Source organism: Streptomyces sp. NPDC057854, from assembly GCF_042797055.1.
In the GTDB taxonomy this organism is placed as follows: Bacteria; Actinomycetota; Actinomycetes; order Streptomycetales; family Streptomycetaceae; genus Streptomyces.
On the sequence record NZ_JBHVMF010000040.1, the window covers coordinates 19,524 to 41,889 of the forward strand.

The window sequence follows — 22,366 nt, forward strand, 5'->3', positions numbered from 1 at the left end:
GGCCAGGACACCTTCATCGTAGGTCCGGCCCCCGCCCGCCGCCCCTCAGCCGCCGTAGGCGCCGCTCGCGGTCAGCCGCAGCGCCGTGTCGATCAGCGGCACGTGGCTGAACGCCTGCGGGAAGTTGCCCACCTGCCGCTGGAGCCGGGCGTCCCACTCCTCGGCGAGCAGCCCCAGGTCGTTGCGGAGCGCCAGCAGCTTCTCGAAGAGGGTGCGGGCCTCGTCGACCCGGCCGATCATCGCCAGGTCGTCGGCGAGCCAGAAGGAACACGCCAGGAACGCGCCCTCGTCGCCCTCCAGACCGTCGACGCCCGCCTCCTCGCCGGCCGTCGGATAGCGCAGCACGAAGCCGTCCTCGGTGGACAGCTCCCGCTGGATCGCCTCGATCGTGCCGATGACCCGCTTGTCGTCCGGCGGCAGGAAGCCCATCTGCGGGATCAGCAGCAGCGACGCGTCCAGCTCCTTGGAGCCGTACGACTGGGTGAAGGTGTTCCGCTCCTTGTCGTAGCCCTTCTCGCAGACGTCCCGGTGGATCTCGTCGCGCAGCGCCCGCCAGCGCTCCAGCGGTCCGTCCGCGTCCCCCGACTCGATCAGCTTGATCGTGCGGTCCACCGCCACCCACGCCATCACCTTCGAGTGGGTGAAGTGCCGGCGCGGACCGCGGACCTCCCAGATGCCCTCGTCGGGCTGGTTCCAGTTCTTCTCCAGGTACTGGATCAGCTTGATCTGGAGCAGCGAGGCGTAGTCGTTGCGGGACAGGCCCGTCATGTGCGCCAGGTGCAGGGCCTCGGTGACCTCGCCGTACACGTCGAGCTGGAGCTGGCTCGCGGCGCCGTTGCCGACCCGCACCGGGCCGGAGTTCTCGTACCCCGGCAGCCAGTCCAGCTCCGCCTCGCCGAGCTCCCGCTCGCCCGCGATGCCGTACATGATCTGCAGGTTCTCCGGGTCGCCCGCGACCGCGCGCAGCAGCCAGTCCCGCCAGGCGCGGGCCTCCTCGCGGTAGCCGGTGCGCAGCATCGAGGAGAGGGTGATGGCCGCGTCCCGGAGCCAGGTGTAGCGGTAGTCCCAGTTCCGTACGCCGCCGATCTCCTCCGGCAGCGAGGTCGTCGGCGCGGCGACGATGCCGCCGGTCGGCGCGTACGTCAGCGCCTTCAGGGTGATCAGCGAGCGGACGACGGCCTCCCGGTAGGGGCCGTGGTACGTGCAGTGCCCGACCCACTCGCGCCAGAACGCGGCGGTCGCCTCCAGCGAGCCCTCGGGGTCCGGCAGCGCCGGCGGCTCCTTGTGCGACGGCTGCCAGGACAGGGTGAGGGCGATCCGGTCACCGGGGGTGACGGTGAACTCGGAGTAGGTCGTCAGGTGCTCGCCGTGGGTCTCGGTGTCGGTGTCGAACCACACCGAGTCCGGCCCGGCCACCGCGACCGTCCGCTCGCCGACCTTGTGCACCCAGGGCACGATCCGGCCGTAGCTGAACCGCATCCGCAGCGCCGAGCGCATCGGCACCCGGCCGCTGACCCCCTCCACGATCCGGATCAGCTGCGGCGCGCCGTCGCGCGGCGGCATGAAGTCGGTCACCCGGACCGTGCCGCGCGGGGTGTCCCACTCCGACTCCAGGATCAGCGAGTCGCCCCGGTAGCGGCGGCGGTCGGCGGGGGCCGGCTCGGCGTCCTCCGGGCCGGCCGGGCCGACCCGCCAGAAGCCGTGCTCCTCGGTGCCGAGCAGGGCCGCGAAGACGGCATGCGAGTCGAAGCGGGGCAGGCAGAGCCAGTCGACGCTGCCGTCCCGGCAGACCAGCGCCGCGGTCTGCATGTCCCCGATGAGTGCGTAATCCTCGATACGCCCGGCCACGTGCTTCACTCCAGTCGAACGGCCTGTCCGCCCCTCGGGGCGCCTGCAGCAGATGTTGCGAGTTGCGAGAGGTGCCCGCGGTGCCAGTGTGCGGGATGGCCGGCTCCGGCAACGGGTCGAGGGGAGGCGACACGGACTCCCCGTCCGGTTCCACGGGCGGGGGTGGTGCCGTCGGCCGGCCGCCCGGGACGAGACCGGGCGGGATGGTCCGCACCCTAATGACCGTGGTGATCACCCACGTAACGCGCTGCTCCGAATGGGTGAACGCGTCTCCTCCCTCCCTGCCCCCGGACCCCCGCCGGGCGGCCCCGGAACGCCCCGCCGCACCCCGTCCCACCCGGTCGGCGGGCGTGCCGGCCGTGTGGCCGGAAGCGGTCTCCTGCGGTCACTGATACCCTGGTACCCCGTGGACCGGTGGGAAACGGCGCCAGCCGAAACCCCCGAAACCGCAGCGACGGCACCCCCGATTCTTCCGGAGGACCAGCCGCCTCGCACCTCCAGAACGCGACCACGGGAGCCCCCTCTTGGCGATGCCGCCCAACACCACGACGACCAAGCACATCTTCGTCACCGGGGGTGTCGCCTCCTCCCTCGGCAAGGGCCTCACCGCCTCCAGCCTGGGTGCGCTCCTGAAGGCCCGGGGCCTGCGGGTCACGATGCAGAAGCTCGACCCGTACCTCAACGTCGACCCGGGCACGATGAACCCGTTCCAGCACGGTGAGGTGTTCGTCACCAACGACGGCGCCGAGACCGACCTGGACATCGGCCACTACGAGCGCTTCCTCGACGTCGACCTCGACGGCTCGGCGAACGTCACCACCGGCCAGGTCTACTCGCAGGTCATCGCCAAGGAGCGGCGCGGCGAGTACCTCGGCGACACCGTGCAGGTCATCCCGCACATCACCAACGAGATCAAGTCCCGGATCCGCCGCATGGCGACCGACGACGTCGACGTCGTCATCACCGAGGTCGGCGGTACGGTCGGCGACATCGAGTCGCTGCCGTTCCTGGAGACCGTCCGCCAGGTCCGCCACGAGGTCGGCCGCGACAACGTCTTCGTCGTGCACATCTCGCTGCTGCCCTACATCGGCCCGTCCGGCGAGCTGAAGACCAAGCCGACCCAGCACTCGGTCGCCGCGCTGCGCAACATCGGCATCCAGCCCGACGCGATCGTGCTGCGCGCCGACCGCGAGGTCCCCACCGCCATCAAGCGCAAGATCTCGCTGATGTGCGACGTCGACGAGGCCGCCGTGGTCGCCGCCATCGACGCCAAGTCGATCTACGACATCCCGAAGGTGCTGCACTCCGAGGGCCTCGACGCCTACGTGGTGCGCAAGCTCGACCTGCCCTTCCGCGACGTGGACTGGACCGTCTGGGAGGACCTCCTCGACCGCGTCCACAACCCGGAGCACGAGGTCACCGTCGCGCTCGTCGGCAAGTACATCGACCTGCCCGACGCCTACCTTTCGGTCACCGAGGCCATGCGCGCCGGCGGCTTCGCCAACAAGGCGCGGGTCAAGGTCAAGTGGGTCACCTCCGACGACTGCAAGACCCAGGCCGGAGCCGAGAAGCAGCTCGGCGACTGCGACGCCATCCTGATCCCCGGCGGCTTCGGCGACCGCGGCGTGTCCGGCAAGGTCGGTGCCATCCAGTACGCCCGCGAGCACAAGGTGCCGCTGCTCGGCATCTGCCTCGGCCTCCAGTGCATCGTCATCGAGGCGGCCCGGAACCTGGCGGGCATCCCCGAGGCCAACTCCACCGAGTTCGACCCGGCCACCGCGCACCCCGTCGTCTCCACGATGGAGGAGCAGCTGGCCTACGTGGAGGGCGCCGGTGACCTCGGCGGCACCATGCGCCTGGGCCTCTACCCGGCGAAGCTCGCCGAGGGCTCGGTGGTCCGCGCGACCTACGGCGACGAGCCGTACGTCGAGGAGCGCCACCGCCACCGCTACGAGGTGAACAACGCGTACCGCGCGGAGCTGGAGAAGAAGGCCGGCCTGGTCTTCTCCGGCACCTCCCCGGACAACAAGCTCGTCGAGTTCGTCGAGTACCCGAAGGAGATCCACCCCTACCTGGTCGCCACCCAGGCGCACCCGGAGCTGAAGTCCCGCCCGACCCGCCCCCACCCGCTCTTCGCGGGCCTGGTCAAGGCGGCCGTCGAGCGCAAGACGGCGAACGGGACGGCGAAGTAGTACGGCGCGTTAACGTAGCCGGGGTACGGGTTCTCGCACGAGGACGCGCACCCCGGCTCTCGTCTGTGGAAGGACTACCGATGCACGTGCAGGACGCCCCGGAGGAGTGGCGCGTCGTCGCCTCCGCCCTCCCCTTCAAGGGCAACAAGACGAGTGTCCGCACCGACGACGTGGTCATGCCGGACGGCTCGGTCGTCCGCCGCGACTACCAGGTCCACCCGGGCTCCGTGGCCGTGCTGGCCCTGGACGACGAGGACCGGGTGCTGGTGCTGCGGCAGTACCGCCACCCCGTGCGGCAGAAGCTGTGGGAGATCCCGGCCGGCCTGCTCGACGTGCCCGGCGAGAACCCGCTGCACGCCGCCCAGCGCGAGCTGTACGAGGAGGCGCACGCCAAGGCGGGGGAGTGGCGGGTCCTGACCGACGTCTACACCACCCCCGGCGGCTGCGACGAGGCGGTACGGATCTTCCTGGCGCGCGACCTCGCCGAGGCGGAGGGGGCGCGGTTCGAGGTCGCCGAGGAGGAGGCCGACATGGAGGTCGCGCGGGTCCCGCTGGACGAGCTGGTGCGCGGGGTACTCGCCGGCGAGCTGCACAACAACTGCCTGGTGGTGGGCGTGCTGTCGCTGGTGGCGGCGCGCGCGGGCGACGGCCTCGACGCGCTGCGCCCCGCCGACGCGCCCTGGCCGGCCCGCCCCTTCGAGGCGTAGCGCCCTCCGGCACCTCCGTGCGGGCACGTGCCGCGCCGGCACGTGCCCCCGACGGAACGGCGGAGCGGCCGGTGTGACTGTCGGCTGATCCGATCGGGGGATGTGTCCGCCGCGCTCCACCGGGTCCGTACCAGGCGCTGAACTACGCTCGTACACGCCCGTGCGGAGACCCCCGCGGGATCGGCTCGTGCGCAGGTGGACGGGAGCGTGGCCCGTGACGGATCAGGCGGTGGCAACGGCCGGCAGCCGGCAGTTCTACGGCCGGCAGCGGGAGTTGAAGGCCCTGCGCGCCGACATCGAGCGGACCGGCCTGGACACCCTCACCGGCCGCAAGGAGCCCCGCGCCCGTGTCCTCCTCGTCGCCGGCCGGCCCGGCTCCGGCCGGACCGCGCTCGCCGAGGAGCTGATCGCCTCCATCGCCGACCGCTACCCCGACGGCGTCTACCGCGCCCGGCTCAGCGAGCCCGGCGGCGAACCCGTCCCCACCGCCCGCGCCGCCCGCGAACTCCTCCGCGACCTCGGGGTCGCCGAGCCGCCCGGCGCCGCCGAGGACGAGCTGACCGAGCTGGTCCGCGAAGCGCTCGGGACCCGCAGGGCGGTGCTGCTGCTCGACGACGCCGTCGACGCCGAGCAGGCCGACCCGCTGCTCCCGGACAACCCCGACGCCCTGGTCGTCGCGGTGGCCCGCGGCCCGCTCACCGGCATCCCGGACGTACGCCCGTGCACCCTCGGCGGGCTCGACCCGAAGTCGGCCATCGAGCTGCTGACCTCCGCGACCGGCTCGGTCCGGATCACCGTCGACCCGCAGGCCGCCGAGGCGCTGGTCGAGGAGTGCGGCGGGCTGCCCGCGGCGGTGGTGCTGGCCGGCGGCTGGCTGGCCGGCCGGCCCGAGACCTCCGTCGCCGACCTCGCCAAACGGCTCCGCGGCCTGACCGGCGATCCCCTCACCCGGGCCTTCCTCCTCGCCCACCAGGCGCTGCCCCAGCCGGCCGCCCGGATACTGCGTTACCTGGCGCTCGCCCCGCTCGGCCGGGCCGACGCCCACACGGCCTCCGCCCTGGCCGGCTGCTCGGTGTCGGCGGCGGCGACCACCCTCGCGGACTTCGCCCGCCTGGGTCTGGTCACCGAGGCCGCCGACGGCGAGTACGAGGCCCCCGGCCATCTCGTCCCCCTCCTTCGCGCCCAGCTGGAGGAGCGCGACCGGCCCGCCGAGGTGCAGCTCGCCCGGGCCCGGATGCTGGAGCGGACCGTACGGCTCCTCCAGTCCTGCCGTGCAGTCACCGAACCCGAGGGCTCCCCGGCCCGGCGCAAGCTCGCCGGACTGCCGCGCGCCCTGCGCTTCCCCACCACCGAGGACGCCGCCCGCTGGCTGGCCTCGCGCCGCCCGGCGCTGCTGGCCTGCGCCCGCATGGCGGTCGCGGACGGGGAGCTCGACACCCTCGCCCGCCGGCTCATCGCCTCCCTGGTGCGGGCGCTCACCGCGCACCAGGGCGCCGAGGCCGCGGCGCCCGACCTGTACGGGCTGCACCGGCTGGTCCTGGACGTGGCCGAGCGGCGCGGACTGCACCGGGAGCGGGCCGCGGCGCTGCTGAACCTGGGCGACCTGGACGCCCGGACGGGACGCACCCAGGACGCGCTGCTGCGATATCGGTCGGCGTGGGAGGCCGGAAGGCAGGCAAATGACCCGTACGCGACCGGTCGCGCGATGGAATCCGTAGGCGGCAGCTATCAGGAGCTCGGCGACTGGCAGCGGGCCGGCGACTGGTACGGCCGCGCCCTCGCCCAGCGCCTCGCCCACGACGAGCGCGCCGACCAGGCCCGGCTGTACGCCCGGCTCGGCGCCGTGCACACCTATGCCGGGCGGTACGGGGAGGCGCTGCGGCACTGGCGGGCGGCGGCGTCCGGCTACCGCAGGCTCGGCGATCTCCCGGGCCACGCACGGGCGTTGAGCGAGGCGGCCCGGGTCCAGGAGTACGCGGGGCGGCCCGAGGAGAGCCTGCGGACCTGCGAGGAGGCGGTCGAGTGGGCCCGCCGGGCCCGGGACACCCGGCTCCAGGCGGCGCTCCAGCTGCGGCTCGCCGACACCCTGGACCGGCTCGGCGACCCCGCCGCGGCGCGGCTGCACCGGGCCGCCGCGGACCGTCTGCTGGAAACGGAAGACTCTGCCTACGAAATCCGCAGTGGGTCTGCTGAAGATTAGTACTTTGAAAGGCTAGACAGCGGGAACTCCTTCATTAGACTGGTTCCGCCGCGTTCGAACGTGGTCTGCCCCGGTGCGCCGCAGTGCATCCGGGTATGTATCGCAGTGCACCAGTTATCCCCCTGATTCAAGGACCGTGATCGACGATGAAGGTCGGCATCCCCCGCGAGGTCAAGAACAACGAGTTCCGCGTGGCCATCACCCCCGCCGGTGTCCACGAGCTCGTCCGCAACGGCCACCAGGTCTTCATCGAGCAGAACGCCGGCGTCGGCTCCTCGATCACGGACGCGGAGTACGTCGCGGCCGGCGCCGAGATCCTCGCCACCGCGGACGAGGTCTGGGCCACCGCCGACCTGCTCCTCAAGGTCAAGGAGCCGATCGCGGAGGAGTACCACCGCCTCCGCAAGGACCAGACGCTCTTCACCTACCTGCACCTGGCCGCCTCCAAGGAGTGCACGGACGCCCTCCTGGAGTCCGGCACCACCGCCATCGCCTACGAGACGGTCGAGACCGCGAACCGCGCGCTCCCGCTGCTCGCCCCGATGTCCGAGGTCGCGGGCCGGCTGGCCCCGCAGGTCGGCGCGTACCACCTGATGCGCTCGGCCGGCGGCCGCGGCGTGCTCCCCGGCGGCGTCCCCGGCACCCACGCCGGCAAGGCCGTCGTCATCGGCGGTGGCGTCTCCGGCTGGAACGCCGTGCAGATCGCCGTCGGCATGGGCTTCCACGTGACCCTGCTCGACAAGGACATCAACAAGCTCCGCGAGGCCGACAAGATCTTCGGCACCAAGGTGCAGACCGTCGTCTCCAACGCCTTCGAGCTGGAGAAGGCCGTCGTCGAGGCCGACCTCGTCATCGGCGCCGTCCTCATCCCGGGCGCCAAGGCCCCGAAGCTGGTCACCAACGAGCTCGTCGCCAAGATGAAGCCTGGAAGTGTCCTTGTCGACATCGCGATCGACCAGGGCGGCTGCTTCGAGGACTCGCACCCGACCACCCACGCCGACCCGACCTTCCAGGTCCACGACTCGGTCTTCTACTGCGTCGCCAACATGCCCGGCGCCGTCCCGAACACCTCCACCTACGCCCTCACCAACGCCACGCTGCCCTACATCGTGTCGCTGGCGAACAACGGCTGGGCCGAGGCGCTCCGCCGCGACGCCGCCCTCGCCCTGGGCCTCAACACCCACGACGGCAAGGTCGTCTACAAGGAGGTCGCCGAGGCGCACGGCTACGACCACGTCGAGCTGAGCTCCCTCATCGGCTGAGCCCGCAGCGGCTCCCGACGGCGCCGGTGACGCCCCGTCAACGCCCGCCGTCAATGTCACGCACCCGGCCGGACCTTGTTCGACAAGGTCCGGCCGGCTGTGTCTCCGGCCACGCCAAAACGTTCGGTCAACTCGCCTCGAACGTAACCCTTTAACCGTTTCGCACACCCCTGAAACGTGTGGATGCACGGCTGCGCACCCTTGACAGAGGCGTGTTCGGTTGCCGACACAACGGGCCGGGTCCGGGCGATTGTGTTGCTGCGGACCGGTGACACGCCATAGAGTCGCCAACCGTCGGCATGGTGCCACGCTGACAGATCGATAAATGTTCCTGGTCACATCCAAGGAGGTAAGACGACTTGTGAATGAGTCGACATTTACTCCCGGGAGCGGTGCGCCAGGTGCCCCGGTCGGCTCCGTCGCGGTGCGGACCTTCGCGACGCACCAGCCCATGACGACACCCCACACGCTGAAGACGATGGACGGCCTACACGTGAACGCCACGGCCGGCAACGAGATGGGCCGAGAGTCCACCCACTTCGCCGCCTACGACGAGCTGCCCGAGGGGCACTTCTACGACCCCGACGCCGAGTACGAGCCCGACCCGGAGTACGCGGCCACCCTCGCGCCCGACGCTGCCCGCCAGCGCCGCGAGCGGATCGGCCCGACCGGACGGCCGCTGCCGTACTTCCCGATCCCGGGCCCGCTGACCGACCACGGTCCCGCCAAGATCATCGCGATGTGCAACCAGAAGGGCGGCGTCGGCAAGACCACGTCGACCATCAACCTGGGTGCCGCGCTCGCCGAGTACGGACGGCGGGTGCTGCTCGTCGACTTCGACCCGCAGGGAGCCCTGTCGGTCGGCCTCGGCGTGAACCCGATGGAGCTCGACCTCACCGTCTACAACCTGCTCATGGAGCGGGGCATGTCGGCGGACGAGGTCCTGCTCAAGACGGCGGTCCCCAACATGGACCTGCTGCCGAGCAACATCGACCTCTCCGCCGCCGAGGTGCAGCTGGTCTCCGAGGTCGCGCGCGAGTCCACGCTCCAGCGCGCCCTCAAGCCGCTGATGAACGACTACGACTACATCGTGATCGACTGTCAGCCCTCGCTCGGCCTGCTGACCGTGAACGCCCTGACGGCGGCTCACAAGGTCATCGTGCCGCTGGAGTGCGAGTTCTTCGCGCTGCGCGGCGTCGCGCTGCTGACCGAGACCATCGAGAAGGTCCAGGAGCGGCTCAACCCCGAGCTGGAGCTCGACGGCATCCTCGCCACCATGTACGACTCCCGGACCGTGCACTCCCGCGAGGTGCTGGCGCGGGTCGTCGAGGCGTTCGACGACCACGTCTACCACACGGTGATCGGCCGGACGGTGCGCTTCCCGGAGACCACGGTCGCCGGCGAGCCCATCACCACGTACGCCTCCAACTCCGTGGGCGCCGCCGCCTACCGCCAGCTCGCCAGGGAGGTGCTCGCCCGGTGTCACGCCGAGTGAGTCTGCCCGGAGCCGACGAACTCTTCCGTACGACCGGGGGGATGGCACTGCAGTCGTCGTCGCCCCGCCGAACCGTTCCCGCTCCGGCGGGTGAGAGCGACACGGCCGCCGGAGCGGACGCCGCCGCCGGTTCCGCCGAGCACGCCCCGGCCGGCTCGGAGGCGGCCGAGCCGCGCGCCCGGGAGACCGAGGCGGCCCCCGCGAAGCCCGCCGCCCAGCCGGCCGCGCCCGCGCGGCGCCGGGGCCGGACCACCAACCGGCGCCCCAGCGGGCGGGAACGCCACGACGAGAAGATCACGGTCTACGTCTCCGCCGAGGAGCTGATGGACCTGGAGCACGCGCGGCTCGTGCTGCGCGGCGAGCACGGGCTCGCCGTCGACCGCGGCCGGATCGTCCGCGAGGCGGTCGCCGTGGTCCTGGCCGACCTGGAGTCCCGCGGCGACGCGAGCATCCTCGTCCGCCGTCTGCGCGGTCGCTGACGGTACCCTGCGGGCGGCCCCGACCCCGCACCCCTGGAACCGCCCCGATGCACCCGCACGCCGACGAAACGTCCCGCCCACCGCGCCGCCGCGCGCTGGGCCGGGGCGGCGGGCCGCCCTCCGGCGCCCCCGGGACCGCACCCCCCGCCCCGGCCGCCGCCGAACCCGCGGCCGTCCCGGGCGACGCCCCCGGAGCCGTACCGCCGCCGGAGGAGCCGGGCCCCGAAGCGGGGGACGGGCGGTTCACCGTGCGGCTGGCCAACTTCGAGGGGCCGTTCGACCTGCTGCTCCAGCTGATCACCAAGCACAAGCTGGACGTCACCGAGGTCGCGCTCTCGCAGGTCACCGACGAGTTCATGGCCCACCTCCGGGCGCTCGGGCCGGACGGCGACCTCGACCAGACCACCGAGTTCCTGGTCGTCGCCGCCACCCTGCTCGACCTCAAGGCCGCCCGGCTGCTGCCCGCCGCCGAGGTGGAGGACGAGGCCGACCTCGCCCTCCTGGAGGCCCGCGACCTGCTCTTCGCCCGGCTCCTCCAGTACCGCGCGTACAAGCGGATCGCCGAGATCTTCGCGGAGCGCTGGGAGGCGGAGGGGCGGCGGCACCCCCGGACCGTCGGCCTGGAGCCGCACCACGCCGAGCTGCTGCCCGAGGTCGTCATCTCGATCGGCGCCGAGGGGTTCGCGAAGCTCGCCGTGAAGGCCCTGCAGCCGAAGGCCGCCCCGCAGGTGTACGTGGACCACATCCACGCCCCGCTGGTCAGCGTCCAGGAGCAGGCGGGCGTCGTCGCCGCCCTGCTGCGCGAGCGCGGCACCGCGCGGTTCCGGGAGCTGATCGAGGACGCCGGGGACACCCTCACCGTCGTCGCCCGCTTCCTCGCCCTCCTGGAGCTGTACCGGGAGAAGGCCGTCGCCCTCGACCAGCCGGACCCGCTCGGCGAGCTCACGGTCGCCTGGACCGGCGGCGACGGCGAGACCCGCGTCACGGCAGAGTTCGACCAGGAAGCACCGGAGCCCGCATGAGCGACCTCAAGCCCGCCCTCGAAGCCGTCCTCATGGTCGTCGACGAGCCCGCCACCGAGGCGCACCTCGCCAAGGTCCTCGACCGCACCCCGCGCGAGGTCGCCGACGCCCTGCACGAGCTGGCCGACGAGTACACCGCCGACGGGCGCGGCTTCGAGCTGCGCCGGGTCGCCGGCGGCTGGCGCTACTACACCCGCCCCGCCCACGCCGCCGCCGTCGAGGCCTTCGTCCTGGACGGCCAGCAGGCCCGGCTGACCCAGGCCGCGCTGGAGACCCTGGCGGTGGTCGCGTACCGCCAGCCGGTCAGCCGCTCCCGGGTCTCCGCGGTCCGCGGGGTCAACTGCGACGGCGTGATGCGGACCCTGCTCCAGCGGGGTCTGGTGGAGGAGGCGGGCGCGGAACCCGAAACAGGTGCGATCCTGTACAGGACGACGAACTACTTCCTGGAGCGGATGGGCCTGCGCGGCCTGGACGAACTCCCGGAGCTCGCGCCCTTCCTCCCCGAGGCGGACGCGGTCGAACCGGACTCCCTGGAAGGCGTTCCGTCGTTCCATCCCGACAGGGACGGACCAGCGGACGAAGAGACGACGGAAGTTTGATGCGAAGCAGCAGCGGCAGGAACAGCGGAAACAACGGCGGGAGCCGTGGTGCCAAGAGCGGCGGCCGCGGCAACTACCGGGGCGCGGGCAACAACCGCGACGAGCGCGGCCAGAGCGCCGGCCGCCCCCGCAAGACCCGTCCGGAGGAGCGCGCGTACGACGTGAACATGCCCTCCGACGGCGCCAAGGGCGGCCCCCGCAAGGGCCGCGGCGAGGCGGCGCGCGGCGGCGCCAAGGGCGGGCCCAAGCAGTCCCCGAAGCAGCCCTCCGGGCAGCGGTGGGGCGGCGGCCGGACGGCCCCGGCGCGCTCGCGCGAGTACGAGGCCAGGGCCGAGGAGCGCAACCGCGAGCGGTACGCGAACAAGCCCGAGGTCAAGACCCCCAAGACCTTCCCGGGCGCCGAGCAGGAGGGCGAGCGCCTCCAGAAGGTGCTGGCCCGCGCCGGTTACGGCTCGCGCCGCGCCTGCGAGGAGCTGATCGAGCAGGCCCGCGTCGAGGTCAACGGCGAGATCGTCCTGGAGCAGGGCCTCCGGGTGAAGGACAGCGACGAGATCCGGGTCGACGGCCTGACCGTCGCCACCCAGTCGTACCAGTTCTTCGCCCTGAACAAGCCGGCCGGCGTCGTCTCCACCATGGAGGACCCGGACGGCCGCCAGTGCCTCGGCGACTACGTCACCAACCGCGAGACCCGGCTCTTCCACGTCGGCCGGCTCGACACCGAGACCGAGGGCATCATCCTGCTCACCAACCACGGCGAGCTGGCCCACCGTCTCACCCACCCCAAGTACGGCGTGAAGAAGACCTACCTGGCCGCCATCACCGGCCCGCTGCCCCGCGAGGTCGGCAAGCGGCTCAAGGAGGGCATCCAGCTGGAGGACGGCTACGCCCGCGCCGACCACTTCCGGGTGGTCGAGCAGACCGGCAAGAACTACCTGGTCGAGGTCGTGCTCCACGAGGGCCGCAAGCACATCGTGCGCCGGATGCTCGCCGAGGCGGGCTTCCCGGTGGAGAAGCTGGTCCGCACCGCCTTCGGCCCGATCACCCTGGGCGACCAGAAGTCGGGCTGGCTGCGGCGGCTGTCCAACACCGAGGTCGGCATGCTGATGAAGGAAGTCGGCCTGTAGAGGGCGAGCCCTTCCTGACGGCCGGAGGCCCGTGCCCCGCGCGATCCGCGCGGGGCACGGGCCTCTCCGCTTGTCCGGCCTTGTGCGGGCGGTCCGCCGTCTTTTATAGTCAGGGTGACTCTTAAAGAGTCGGGCACGCACAACGCTCCACCGTCCCCGCTTGCCGCACCCGGCCGGCGGACCTGGACCCACGGGGGTGGACCAGGACACCGGCCACGGCCGGGGACGGTGGAGCTCCGGACCAGCCGACAGGAGGCGACCGCGTGAAGACGCCTCACGGCCCCGGCGCCGCGTACGGCCACGGCCTCGTCCCCGGCCGGTTCTGCCCGCCCCACGCGGGCCACCACGACCTCGTCCGCACCGCCCTCGGCCGCTGCGCCCGCGTCACCGTCGTCGTCGCCGGCACCGCCGCCGACCCGCTGCCGCCCGCCGAGCGGGTCGCCTGGATGCGCGAGCTGCACCCCGGCGCCCTCGTCCTCGGCGCCGACACCGAGCCCGGCACCGACCTGCCCGCCGCCGTCGCGGCCGCCGTCCGGGAACCCGTCGACGCCGTCTTCACCTCGGCGCCGTACGGTGACGCGCTCGCCCGCCGCCTCGGCGCCGTCGCCGTCGACCCCGGACGCCGGACCCACCCGGTCACCACCGCGGCCGTCCGCGCCGACCCCGCCGCCCACTGGGACCTGCTGGCCGCGCCCGTCCGGGCCGCGCTCACCCGCCGGGTCGTCGTCCTCGGCGCCGCGCACAGCGGGACCACCACCCTCGCCCGCGCCCTCACCGACCACTACCGGCGGCGTGGCGGCGTCTGGGCGCGCACCCGGTGCGTCCCCGAGCCGCGCGCCGTACGGCCCGGCCCCGGCCCCTCCGACGGCCCGCCGCACTCCGCCGACTTCCCCGTCCTCGCCCAGGAGCAGGCCGAACGGGAGGAGGAGGCCGCCCGGGCCGGCTCGCCGCTCCTCGTCTGCGACACCGACGCCTTCGCCACCGCCGTCCGGCACGAGCGGGACCTCGGCACCGTCAGCCCCGCCACCGGCGCCGTCGCCGCCCGCGGCCGGCACGACCTCTGGCTGCTCACCGACCACCGCGGCGCCGGCCCCGCCGACGACGGCACCCGGGCCTGGACCACCGCCCGGCTGCTCGCGCGGCTCACCCGCACCGGACGCCGCACCGTCGTCCTCACCGGCCCCCACGAGGAACGCCTCGCGACCGCCGTCGCCGCCGTCGACGCGCTCCTCGCCACCCCCTTCCCGGAGCGCCGATGAACCCCCCCGAGGGGTACGACCCCCGGGCCTTCGAGCCCTTCGCCGTCACCGTCGACCTCGCCGTGCTGACCGTCCGCTCCGGCCGGCTGCACGTCCTCCTCGTCCAGCGCGGCCAGGAGCCCTACGCGGGCGCCTGGGCGCTCCCCGGCGGCTTCGTGCTGCCCCGCGAGTCGGCCGGCGCCGCCGCCCGCCGCGAGCTCGCCGAGGAGACCGGGCTCGGCGGCGCGACCGTCGCCCGGCTCCACCTCGAACAGCTCCGCACCTACACCGACCCCGACCGCGACCCCCGCATGCGGGTCGTCTCGGTCGCCTACACGGCGCTCGTCCCCGACCTGCCCGAACCGCGCGGCGGCGGCGACGCGGCGGAGGCCCGGTGGCTGCCCTACGACGAGGTCCCGGCGCTCGCCTTCGACCACGACCGCATCCTCGCCGACGCCCGCGAACGCGTCGGCGCCAAGCTGGAGTACACCTGCCTCGCCACCGCCTTCTGCCCGCCCGAGTTCACCCTCGGCGAGCTCCGGCAGGTGTACGAGACGGTCTGGGGCGTCCCGCTGGACCGCCCCAACTTCCGGCGCAAGGTCCTCACCACCCCCGGCTTCGTGGAGCCCGTGGAAGGACCGCCGCGCCGCACCGGCGGACGGGGGAAACCGGCCGCGCTCTACCGGGCGGGGGAGGCCACGGCCCTCCACCCGCCGCTGCTCCGACCGGAAGGACGATCCGCATGACCAAGCAGGCCGCGACGGGGACGCTGATGGGGCTGGCGCTCGGCGACGCGCTGGGCTTCCCGACCGAGTTCAACGACGTGCCCTCGATCCTCGCGAAGTGCGGTCCGTGGCGGACGATGGAGCTGCCGGTGACCCGGGGGACCGCGTACATCACCGACGACACCCAGATGACGCTCGCCTTCGCCCGGGGCGTCAAGACCGCCATGGAGAGCGGATCGCTCACCCCGCACCGGCTCGCCCGGCCCCTCCGCGACGAGTACGTCGCCTGGTACCGCTCCCCGGAGAACAACCGGGCCCCGGGCCGTACCTGCATGCTCGCCTGTCACCTCCTCGACAGCGACCGGTCCTGGCAGGACGCCAGCCAGATCGGTTCCAAGGGCTGCGGGGCCAACATGCGGGTGGCGCCCATCGGGCTGGTCCCCGGCCTCAGCGAGGAGCAGCGGGCCGGCGCCGCCCAGCTCCAGGCCGCGCTCACCCACGGGCACCCCACCGGGCTCGCCGCCTCCGACCTCACCGCGCGGGCCGTGTGGCTGCTCGCCCAGGGGGCGGACCCGACCGGGCTCGTCGGGCAGCTGCGCTCGTACGCGTACGAGAACCGCGACCGGTACCACGAGCGCTGGCTCGGCGACCTGTGGACCCGCTCCCAGGACCCGAGCGCCGCGCACTTCGTCCGGCGCGGCTGGGACGAGTGCCTGGCCGTCCTGGAACGGCTCGCCGCCGTGCAGCGCACCGCCGACCCGGAGCTCGACCCGTGCGCGTACACCGGCGACGGCTGGATCGCGGAGGAGGCGCTGGCCACCGGGCTGCTCTGCTTCCTGATGTTCCCCGGCGAGCCGGTGACCGCGCTGCGCCGGGCCGCCTGCACCCGCGGCGACTCCGACTCGATCGCCGCCCTCGCCGGCGCGTTCGCGGGCGCCCACCTCGGCGCCGACGCCTGGCCCGCCGAGTGGACCGCGCGGATCGAGCACCGGGACGAACTGCTGGCCCTCGGGGCGCTCTGGGACGCGTGAGCGGCTAGAGCTCCTGCAGGGCGGAGGCGCGGCGGGCGCGGACCAGGAAGTCCTGCACGCGCGCGTGGTCGGGGGCCGGCGGGAGCGGGGAGGCGGCGAGCGCGCCGTCGGCCTCGTCCTGGAGGCGGTTCATCCACGCCTCCACCTCCGGCCACGGCAGCTCGCCGCGCTTCACCGCGAGCAGCCGCTCCCGGTCGTCGCCCACGTCGATCCGCAGCGCGCCGGTGCGGAGGAGGTCCCGGCAGCTCGCCAGCAGGCGCAGCAGGTGCATGGCGTGCTTCCAGCGCGGATGCCCGTACTGGCGGACGTCCGCCTCCAGCTTGCGGCGCTGGCCGCCCGCGTACCGCACGAAGGTGGCGTGGGCCTGCCGGGAGAGGAAGGCGCCGCGCAGCGCGACGAGCTCGGCGCCCACCTCGGTGGTGCGGGTGACGAGCGGGGAGTGCAGGCACTCCAGGACGTTGGGGTTGTTGCGGAGGGCCAGCTCGCAGAAGCGTTCCAGCTCCCAGCTGAACTGCTCCGGGGCCGGGCCCTCCACGTGCGCCGGGGGCTTGTCGAAGCGCCAGAAGAGCGGCGTCGGGGCGAGGTAGACGCCCCGGACGTCGGTGTCGCTGTCCTCGGTCGCCAGACCGAAGGCGCGCGAGCCCATCACACAGGCGTAGACGGTGTGCTCGCGCACCAGCGCCTCGGGGGACATGTCCATGGCGGTCATGGCGGCCAGGCTACGCGAGGGTGATCGTCTCCCCGGAGACGGTGATCTCCTCGGCGGGCAGCGGCCTCGTCGCCGGCCCGGCCTTCACCGCGCCGTCCGCGATCGCGAACTTCGAGCCGTGGCAGGGGCAGTCGATCGTGCCGTCCGCCACCTTGGTGACCGCGCAGCCCTGGTGGGTGCAGATCGCCGAGAACGCCTTGAACTCGCCCGCCACGGGCTGCGTCACGACCACCTTGCGGTCCGCGAAGACGGTGCCGCCGCCCACCGGGATCTCCGACGTGCTCGCCAGCGGGGTGCCCGCCGGCGCGCTGGCCGTGCCGCCCGGGGCGGTGGTGGCCGGCGCGCCCGACTCCGTACCGCCGTCGCCGCCCCCACCGCCGTCCGAGCCGCAGCCGGTGGCCGCCGCCGCGGTCGCCGTCGTCAGGGCCGCGGCCAGGACCGCGCGGCGGGGTGTCGTCCGTGAAGTCATACGGCCCAGCTTCGCCCGGTGCGCCGCAGCGCCCCCGCAACACGCCGGACCCCGCCTACACCCAGGGCGCCAACTCCCTCGCACGGCCGTCCGCGTCCCGCAGCACCTCCAGGACCGAGGTCACCGCCGCGCGCTCCAGCGGTCCGTACACGTGCGGGAAGAGCCGGTCCTCGGAACCCTCCCAGCGGACCTCGCCGGTCAGCAGGGACTCGTCGACGACCAGGACCAGGAGCGGGCCCGGCACGTCCCGGTAGTGGGCGTCGGCGATCGCCAGCGCCGCCTGCGCGTCCGGCGAGCAGTGCACGAAGCCCTCGGCGGCGAGCGACGGCGGGGCGTAGGGGAGGTCCGGGTCCGCGGACCACTCGTCCAGGGGCACGACATGGAGCAGCATCCGCCCTTTCTACCGGCCCGCCACCGGCGCCCGCCGGTCCGCGCCTACTCCGGGTGGCGGAAGGTCACGGTATGGGTGAGATTGAGGGGGGCATCGGCGGGTCCCCGACCCGGCTCACCGGACGAAAGGCGGCACCATGGCGGGCAACGATCTCGGCGGTCTCCTCGGCTCCCTGCTCGGCGGGGGCGGCGGCCAGGGCGGCGGAGGCGCCGGCGGCATCCTCGGCTCCCTCCTCGGCGCCCTCGCCGGCGGCCAGGGCGGCCAGGGCGGCGGCGCGGCCGGGGCCGGCGGCCAGAACCCGCTCGGCGGGCTCCTCGACCTGCTGACCAGGTCCGGTCTCGCCGAGCAGGCCCAGTCCTGGATCGGCACCGGCGCGAACAAGCCCGTCGACGGCGGCCAGATCGCCCAGGCGCTGCCCGACGAGACCCTCCAGAAGGTGGCCCAGGACGCCGGCGTCTCGCCGCAGCAGGCCGCCGACGAGATCGCCCGGTCGCTGCCGGAGGCCGTCGACAAGCTGACGCCGGGCGGCTCGCTGCCCGAGGGCGGTTCGCTGGAGGACATCATCCGGGCCCAGAAGCTCTGACGGCCCCGCACCGCACCGCGCCCGCCCCGGCGACCGTGACCCGTCCCCGTCACGTCTCGCAGGGCGGGCGCGCGCACGCGCGCCCCCGGCCGCTGACTAGGCTGGGGCCTTACCGCCCCGCGCCCCAAGGACACCCCCGTGAGAACAGCGCTCGTCATCGGAACCGGACTGATCGGCACCTCCGCCGCACTCGCCCTCGCCGGCCGGGGCGTCACGGTCCACCTCCGCGACCACGACCCGGCGAGCGCCCGGACCGCCGCCTCGCTCGGCGCCGGCACCGACACGGAACCCGACGGCCCGGTGGACCTCGCGATCGTCGCCGTCCCCCCGGCGCACGTCGCCGCCACCCTCGCCGACGCCATGCGCGCCGGGACCGCCCGCGCCTACCTCGACGTCGCCAGCGTCAAGGGCGGCCCGCAGCGCGAACTCGCGGCGACCGGCCTCGACCTCACCGCGTACATCGGCAGCCACCCCATGTCCGGCAAGGAGCGCTCCGGTCCGCTCGCCGCCACCGCCGACCTCTTCGAGGGCCGCCCCTGGGTGCTCACCCCGACCCGGGACACCGACACCGAGGTCCTCAACCTGGCCCTCGAACTCGTCGCGCTCTGCCGGGCCGTGCCCGTCGTCATGGACGCCGACGCCCACGACCGCGCCGTCGCGCTCGTCTCCCACACCCCGCAGCTCGTCTCCTCGATGGTCGCCGCCCGCCTGGAGGAGGCGGAGGAGTCCGCCGTACGCCTCTGCGGGCAGGGCATCCGGGACGTCACCCGGATCGCCGCCTCCGACCCGCGCATGTGGATCGAGATCCTGTCCGCCAACCCCGGGCCGGTCGCCGACGTCCTCTCCGGCGTCGCCGCGGACCTCGACGAGACCGTCCGCGCCCTGCGGTCGCTCCAGTCCGCCGACGAGGACAAGCGCCGCGACGGCGCCCAGGGCGTCGAGGACGTGCTGCGCCGCGGCAACGCCGGACGGGCCCGGGTCCCCGGCAAGCACGGCGCCGCGCCCACGGCGTACGAGACGGTCGCGGTGCTCATCAGCGACCGGCCCGGCGAGCTGGCCCGGATCTTCGCCGACGCGGGCCGGGCCGGGGTCAACATCGAGGACGTGCGCATCGAGCACGCGACCGGGCAGCAGGCGGGTCTCGTCCAGCTGATGGTCGACCCCCAGGCGGCGCCCGCGCTCGCCCAGGCCCTCCAGTCCCAGGGCTGGGCCCTGCGCACCGCCTGACGCCGGCCGGAGCGCGGCGGGCGGCGGCCCGCCGCGGTGCGGCCGGGGCCCGGGGGACGCTGGGCCGTACGGGTGTGGGGACTCGGTAACCTTAGAGGGGTCCCGCACTGCCGCCGGGGCCGCCCGCCCACCCAGGAAGGTCCCCCTCACCGTGGAATCCGTGATCGTCGCCATCGACGGCCCCTCCGGCACGGGCAAGTCGAGCACCTCGAAGGCGGTCGCCGCCAAGCTGGGGCTGAGCTACCTGGACACCGGCGCTCAGTACCGGGCGATCACCTGGTGGATGATCAGCAACGGCGTGGACGTGACCGACGCCGAGGCGGTGGCGAACGCCGCGGCCAAGCCCGTCATCGTCTCCGGCACCGACCCGTCCCGCCCGACCATCACGGTCGACGGCGCCGACGCCTCCGGCCCGATCCGGACCGAGGAGGTCACCTCCAAGGTCAGCGCGGTCAGCGCCGTCCCCGAGGTCCGCGCGCTCATCACCGAGCTCCAGCGGACCATCGCCCGCGAGGCCGCGCAGGGCATCGTCGTCGAGGGCCGGGACATCGGCACCACCGTCCTCCCCGACGCCGACCTCAAGATCTTCCTCACCGCCTCGCCCGAGGCCCGTGCCGCCCGCCGCTCCGGCGAGCTGAAGGGCGCCGACGTGCGGGCCACCCAGGAGGCCCTGGTCAAGCGAGACGCGGCGGACTCCAGCCGCAAGACCTCCCCGCTCGCCAAGGCCGGCGACGCCGTCGAGGTCGACACCACCGAGCTCACCCTCGACCAGGTCATCGAGTGCGTCGTCACCCTGGTGGAGGAGAAGCGGGCGGGCGGCAAGTGACCGAGCCCTCCGCGAAGGGGGCCGCCGTCGGCCGGCGCATCGGCATCGGGCTGATGTACGGCTTCTGGAAGCCGCGCGTGCTCGGCGCCTGGCGGGTGCCGGCCTCCGGCCCCGTCATCCTCGCCGTCAACCACGCGCACAACATCGACGGACCCATGCTCATGGGCACCGCCCCGCGCCCCGTGCACTTCCTGATCAAGAAGGAGGCGTTCGTCGGGCCGCTGGGCGGCTTCCTGGAGGGCATCGGGCAGCTCAAGGTCGACCGCGACTCCACCGACCGGAAGGCGATCGGCGACGCGCTCGGCGTGCTGGAGCGGGGCGGGGTCCTCGGGATCTTCCCCGAGGGGACCCGCGGCGAGGGCGACTTCGCGTCGCTCCGCGCCGGCCTCGCCTACTTCGCCGTCCGCAGCGGCGCCCCGATCGTCCCGGTCGCTGTGCTCGGCAGCACCGAGCGGCCCGGACGGCTGGTGAAGGGCCTCCCGGCCCTGCGCAGCCGGGTGGACATCGTCTTCGGGGACGCCTTCGAAGCCGGCGACGGCAGCGGCCGGCGCACCCGCAAGGCGCTGGACGAGGCCACCGTGCGGATCCAGGAGCGCCTCACCGACCACCTGAAAAACGCCAGGCGCCTCACCGGGCGCTGAGCGACACTCTCAGTAGTGGGTCCCTCGGCTCCGCCGCCGGATCCCACCGACCACGAATGATCAAGGAACGGACTTCATGAACGACCAGCACGACCACGGGGCACTTGGCGACGCCGAGTACGCGGAGTTCATGGAGCTCGCCGCGGAAGAAGGCTTCGACGCCGAGGACGTCGAGGAGGCGATCGAGGAGGCCGGCCACGGCCCGCTCCCCGTCCTCGCCGTCGTCGGCCGTCCGAACGTCGGCAAGTCGACCCTGGTGAACCGCATCATCGGCCGCCGCGAGGCCGTCGTCGAGGACCGCCCCGGCGTCACCCGCGACCGCGTCACGTACGAGGCCGAGTGGGCCGGCCGCCGCTTCAAGGTCGTCGACACCGGCGGCTGGGAGCAGGACGTCCTCGGCATCGACGCCTCCGTCGCCACCCAGGCCGAGTACGCCATCGAGGCCGCCGACGCCTGCCTCTTCGTCGTGGACGCCACCGTCGGCGCCACCGACACCGACGAGGCCGTCGTCAAGCTGCTCCGCCGCGCCGGCAAGCCGGTCGTGCTGGCCGCCAACAAGGTCGACGGCCAGTCCGGCGAGGCCGACGCGGCCACGCTCTGGTCCCTCGGCCTCGGCGAGCCGTTCCCGGTCTCCTCGCTGCACGGCCGCGGCACCGGCGACCTCCTCGACGAGGTGCTGCGCAAGCTGCCCGAGGCCCCCGAGCAGACCTTCGGCAAGGCCGTCGGCGGCCCCCGCCGGATCGCCCTCATCGGCCGCCCCAACGTCGGCAAGTCGTCCCTGCTCAACAAGGTCGCCGGCGAGGACCGCGTGGTCGTCAACGAGCTGGCCGGCACCACCCGCGACCCGGTCGACGAGCTGATCGAGCTCGGCGGGAAGACCTGGAAGTTCGTCGACACCGCCGGCATCCGCAAGAAGGTCCACCTCCAGGCCGGCGCCGACTACTACGCCTCCCTCCGCACGGCCGCCGCCGTCGAGAAGGCCGAGGTCGCGGTCATCCTCATCGACACCACCGACAACATCTCGGTCCAGGACCAGCGGATCATCACGATGGCCGTCGAGTCCGGCCGCGCCATCGTCATCGCCTACAACAAGTGGGACGAGCTCGACGAGGAGCGCCGCTACTACCTGGAGCGCGAGATCGAGACCGAGATGCAGCAGGTCTCCTGGGCGCCCCGGGTCAACGTCTCCGCGAAGACCGGCCGCCACATGGAGAAGCTGGTCCCGGCGATCGAGACCGCCCTCGCCGGCTGGGAGACCCGCGTCCCCACCGGCCGGCTCAATGCCTTCCTCGGCGAGCTCGTCGCCGCCCACCCGCACCCGATCCGCGGCGGCAAGCAGCCCCGCATCCTCTTCGGCACCCAGGCCGGCACCAAGCCCCCGCGTTTCGTGCTCTTCGCCTCGGGCTTCCTGGAGGCCGGCTACCGCCGCTTCATCGAGCGCCGGCTGCGCGAGGAGTTCGGCTTCGAGGGCACCCCGATCCACATCTCGGTGCGCGTCCGCGAGAAGCGCGGCAAGAAGAAGTAGCAGCGGCACCGGGCGCACCGCCCGGTGCCCCGGAGACGGCCGAGGGCCGGAGTCGTCCCGGACGACTCCGGCC

At 73.6% G+C, this 22,366-nt stretch carries 21 protein-coding genes; 17 read left to right on the forward strand and 4 right to left on the reverse strand.

Features of this window, described 5'->3' with window-relative positions; all coding sequences use genetic code 11:
• Positions 1 to 45 precede the first annotated feature (45 nt).
• Positions 46 to 1,848: a glycoside hydrolase family 15 protein gene (locus ACFVQZ_RS35400; RefSeq protein WP_030494535.1), complete on the reverse strand. Its 1,803-nt coding sequence runs from the start codon at positions 1,846 to 1,848 to the stop codon at positions 46 to 48.
• Between the two features lie 530 nt (positions 1,849 to 2,378).
• Here ACFVQZ_RS35400 and ACFVQZ_RS35405 point away from each other — a divergent pair.
• The 12 genes from ACFVQZ_RS35405 to ACFVQZ_RS35460 all read left to right on the forward strand — a co-directional run bounded on the left by ACFVQZ_RS35405 (position 2,379) and on the right by ACFVQZ_RS35460 (position 15,922).
• On the forward strand, positions 2,379 to 4,040 hold the full coding sequence (locus tag ACFVQZ_RS35405; RefSeq protein ID WP_030494534.1) for a CTP synthase: 1,662 nt from the start codon (positions 2,379 to 2,381) through the stop codon (positions 4,038 to 4,040).
• Between the two features lie 80 nt (positions 4,041 to 4,120).
• The gene (locus ACFVQZ_RS35410; RefSeq protein ID WP_030494533.1) at positions 4,121 to 4,747 is read left to right on the forward strand and encodes an NUDIX hydrolase; all 627 of its coding nucleotides are present in this window, start codon (positions 4,121 to 4,123) and stop codon (positions 4,745 to 4,747) included.
• A gap of 214 nt (positions 4,748 to 4,961) precedes the next feature.
• Positions 4,962 to 6,947, forward strand: coding sequence for a tetratricopeptide repeat protein (locus ACFVQZ_RS35415; protein WP_383628976.1), 1,986 nt, complete (start codon positions 4,962 to 4,964; stop codon positions 6,945 to 6,947).
• Between the two features lie 146 nt (positions 6,948 to 7,093).
• A complete protein-coding gene (gene ald / locus ACFVQZ_RS35420; protein ID WP_030494531.1) occupies positions 7,094 to 8,209 on the forward strand; it encodes an alanine dehydrogenase in 1,116 nt (371 codons plus the stop codon).
• A gap of 451 nt (positions 8,210 to 8,660) precedes the next feature.
• Positions 8,661 to 9,704, forward strand: a complete 1,044-nt coding sequence (locus ACFVQZ_RS35425; protein WP_240981853.1) for a ParA family protein — start codon at positions 8,661 to 8,663, stop codon at positions 9,702 to 9,704.
• Positions 9,701 to 10,183 (forward strand): hypothetical protein, encoded by a 483-nt coding sequence (locus ACFVQZ_RS35430; RefSeq protein WP_030494529.1) that lies wholly within the window; start codon positions 9,701 to 9,703, stop codon positions 10,181 to 10,183. Before ACFVQZ_RS35425 ends, ACFVQZ_RS35430 begins: the two co-directional genes overlap by 4 nt.
• Before the next feature lie 47 nt (positions 10,184 to 10,230).
• The gene (locus tag ACFVQZ_RS35435) at positions 10,231 to 11,205 is read left to right on the forward strand and encodes a segregation/condensation protein A (RefSeq protein WP_030494528.1); all 975 of its coding nucleotides are present in this window, start codon (positions 10,231 to 10,233) and stop codon (positions 11,203 to 11,205) included.
• On the forward strand, positions 11,202 to 11,804 hold the full coding sequence (gene scpB, locus ACFVQZ_RS35440) for an SMC-Scp complex subunit ScpB (protein ID WP_030494527.1): 603 nt from the start codon (positions 11,202 to 11,204) through the stop codon (positions 11,802 to 11,804). Before ACFVQZ_RS35435 ends, scpB begins: the two co-directional genes overlap by 4 nt.
• The gene (locus ACFVQZ_RS35445) at positions 11,804 to 12,928 is read left to right on the forward strand and encodes a pseudouridine synthase (protein ID WP_030494526.1); all 1,125 of its coding nucleotides are present in this window, start codon (positions 11,804 to 11,806) and stop codon (positions 12,926 to 12,928) included. The genes scpB and ACFVQZ_RS35445 overlap by 1 nt, the downstream gene beginning before the upstream one ends.
• Before the next feature lie 263 nt (positions 12,929 to 13,191).
• On the forward strand, positions 13,192 to 14,187 hold the full coding sequence (locus ACFVQZ_RS35450; protein WP_383628980.1) for an AAA family ATPase: 996 nt from the start codon (positions 13,192 to 13,194) through the stop codon (positions 14,185 to 14,187).
• The gene (locus ACFVQZ_RS35455) at positions 14,184 to 14,912 is read left to right on the forward strand and encodes an NUDIX hydrolase (protein WP_030494524.1); all 729 of its coding nucleotides are present in this window, start codon (positions 14,184 to 14,186) and stop codon (positions 14,910 to 14,912) included. Before ACFVQZ_RS35450 ends, ACFVQZ_RS35455 begins: the two co-directional genes overlap by 4 nt.
• On the forward strand, positions 14,909 to 15,922 hold the full coding sequence (locus ACFVQZ_RS35460; protein WP_030494523.1) for an ADP-ribosylglycohydrolase family protein: 1,014 nt from the start codon (positions 14,909 to 14,911) through the stop codon (positions 15,920 to 15,922). The genes ACFVQZ_RS35455 and ACFVQZ_RS35460 overlap by 4 nt, the downstream gene beginning before the upstream one ends.
• Before the next feature lie 4 nt (positions 15,923 to 15,926).
• On the opposite strand, the gene ACFVQZ_RS35465 is transcribed toward ACFVQZ_RS35460, so the two are convergent.
• The 3 genes from ACFVQZ_RS35465 to ACFVQZ_RS35475 are packed head-to-tail and all read right to left on the reverse strand — an operon-like array spanning position 15,927 to position 17,491.
• Entirely contained in the window at positions 15,927 to 16,616 is a 690-nt protein-coding gene (locus tag ACFVQZ_RS35465; protein ID WP_030494522.1) for a DNA polymerase beta superfamily protein, read from the reverse strand.
• Positions 16,617 to 16,641: 25 nt separating this feature from the next.
• A complete protein-coding gene (locus ACFVQZ_RS35470) occupies positions 16,642 to 17,100 on the reverse strand; it encodes a Rieske (2Fe-2S) protein (protein WP_383628983.1) in 459 nt (152 codons plus the stop codon).
• A gap of 55 nt (positions 17,101 to 17,155) precedes the next feature.
• The gene (locus ACFVQZ_RS35475; protein ID WP_030494520.1) at positions 17,156 to 17,491 is read right to left on the reverse strand and encodes a DUF952 domain-containing protein; all 336 of its coding nucleotides are present in this window, start codon (positions 17,489 to 17,491) and stop codon (positions 17,156 to 17,158) included.
• A gap of 136 nt (positions 17,492 to 17,627) precedes the next feature.
• Here ACFVQZ_RS35475 and ACFVQZ_RS35480 point away from each other — a divergent pair, with 136 nt between their 5' ends.
• The 5 genes from ACFVQZ_RS35480 to der all read left to right on the forward strand — a co-directional run bounded on the left by ACFVQZ_RS35480 (position 17,628) and on the right by der (position 22,293).
• Positions 17,628 to 18,074 carry a YidB family protein gene (locus ACFVQZ_RS35480; RefSeq protein ID WP_383628985.1) on the forward strand — a complete coding sequence of 149 codons (447 nt, stop codon included), beginning with the start codon at positions 17,628 to 17,630 and terminating at the stop codon, positions 18,072 to 18,074.
• Positions 18,075 to 18,212: 138 nt separating this feature from the next.
• Entirely contained in the window at positions 18,213 to 19,301 is a 1,089-nt protein-coding gene (locus ACFVQZ_RS35485) for a prephenate dehydrogenase (RefSeq protein WP_030494518.1), read from the forward strand.
• A gap of 160 nt (positions 19,302 to 19,461) precedes the next feature.
• Complete coding sequence (gene cmk / locus ACFVQZ_RS35490) at positions 19,462 to 20,127, forward strand: (d)CMP kinase (protein WP_036414613.1); 666 nt, start codon at positions 19,462 to 19,464, stop codon at positions 20,125 to 20,127.
• Complete coding sequence (locus tag ACFVQZ_RS35495) at positions 20,124 to 20,768, forward strand: lysophospholipid acyltransferase family protein (RefSeq protein ID WP_383628987.1); 645 nt, start codon at positions 20,124 to 20,126, stop codon at positions 20,766 to 20,768. Before cmk ends, ACFVQZ_RS35495 begins: the two co-directional genes overlap by 4 nt.
• A gap of 76 nt (positions 20,769 to 20,844) precedes the next feature.
• Positions 20,845 to 22,293 carry a ribosome biogenesis GTPase Der gene (gene der, locus ACFVQZ_RS35500; protein WP_030494515.1) on the forward strand — a complete coding sequence of 483 codons (1,449 nt, stop codon included), beginning with the start codon at positions 20,845 to 20,847 and terminating at the stop codon, positions 22,291 to 22,293.
• Positions 22,294 to 22,366: the final 73 nt, after the last annotated feature.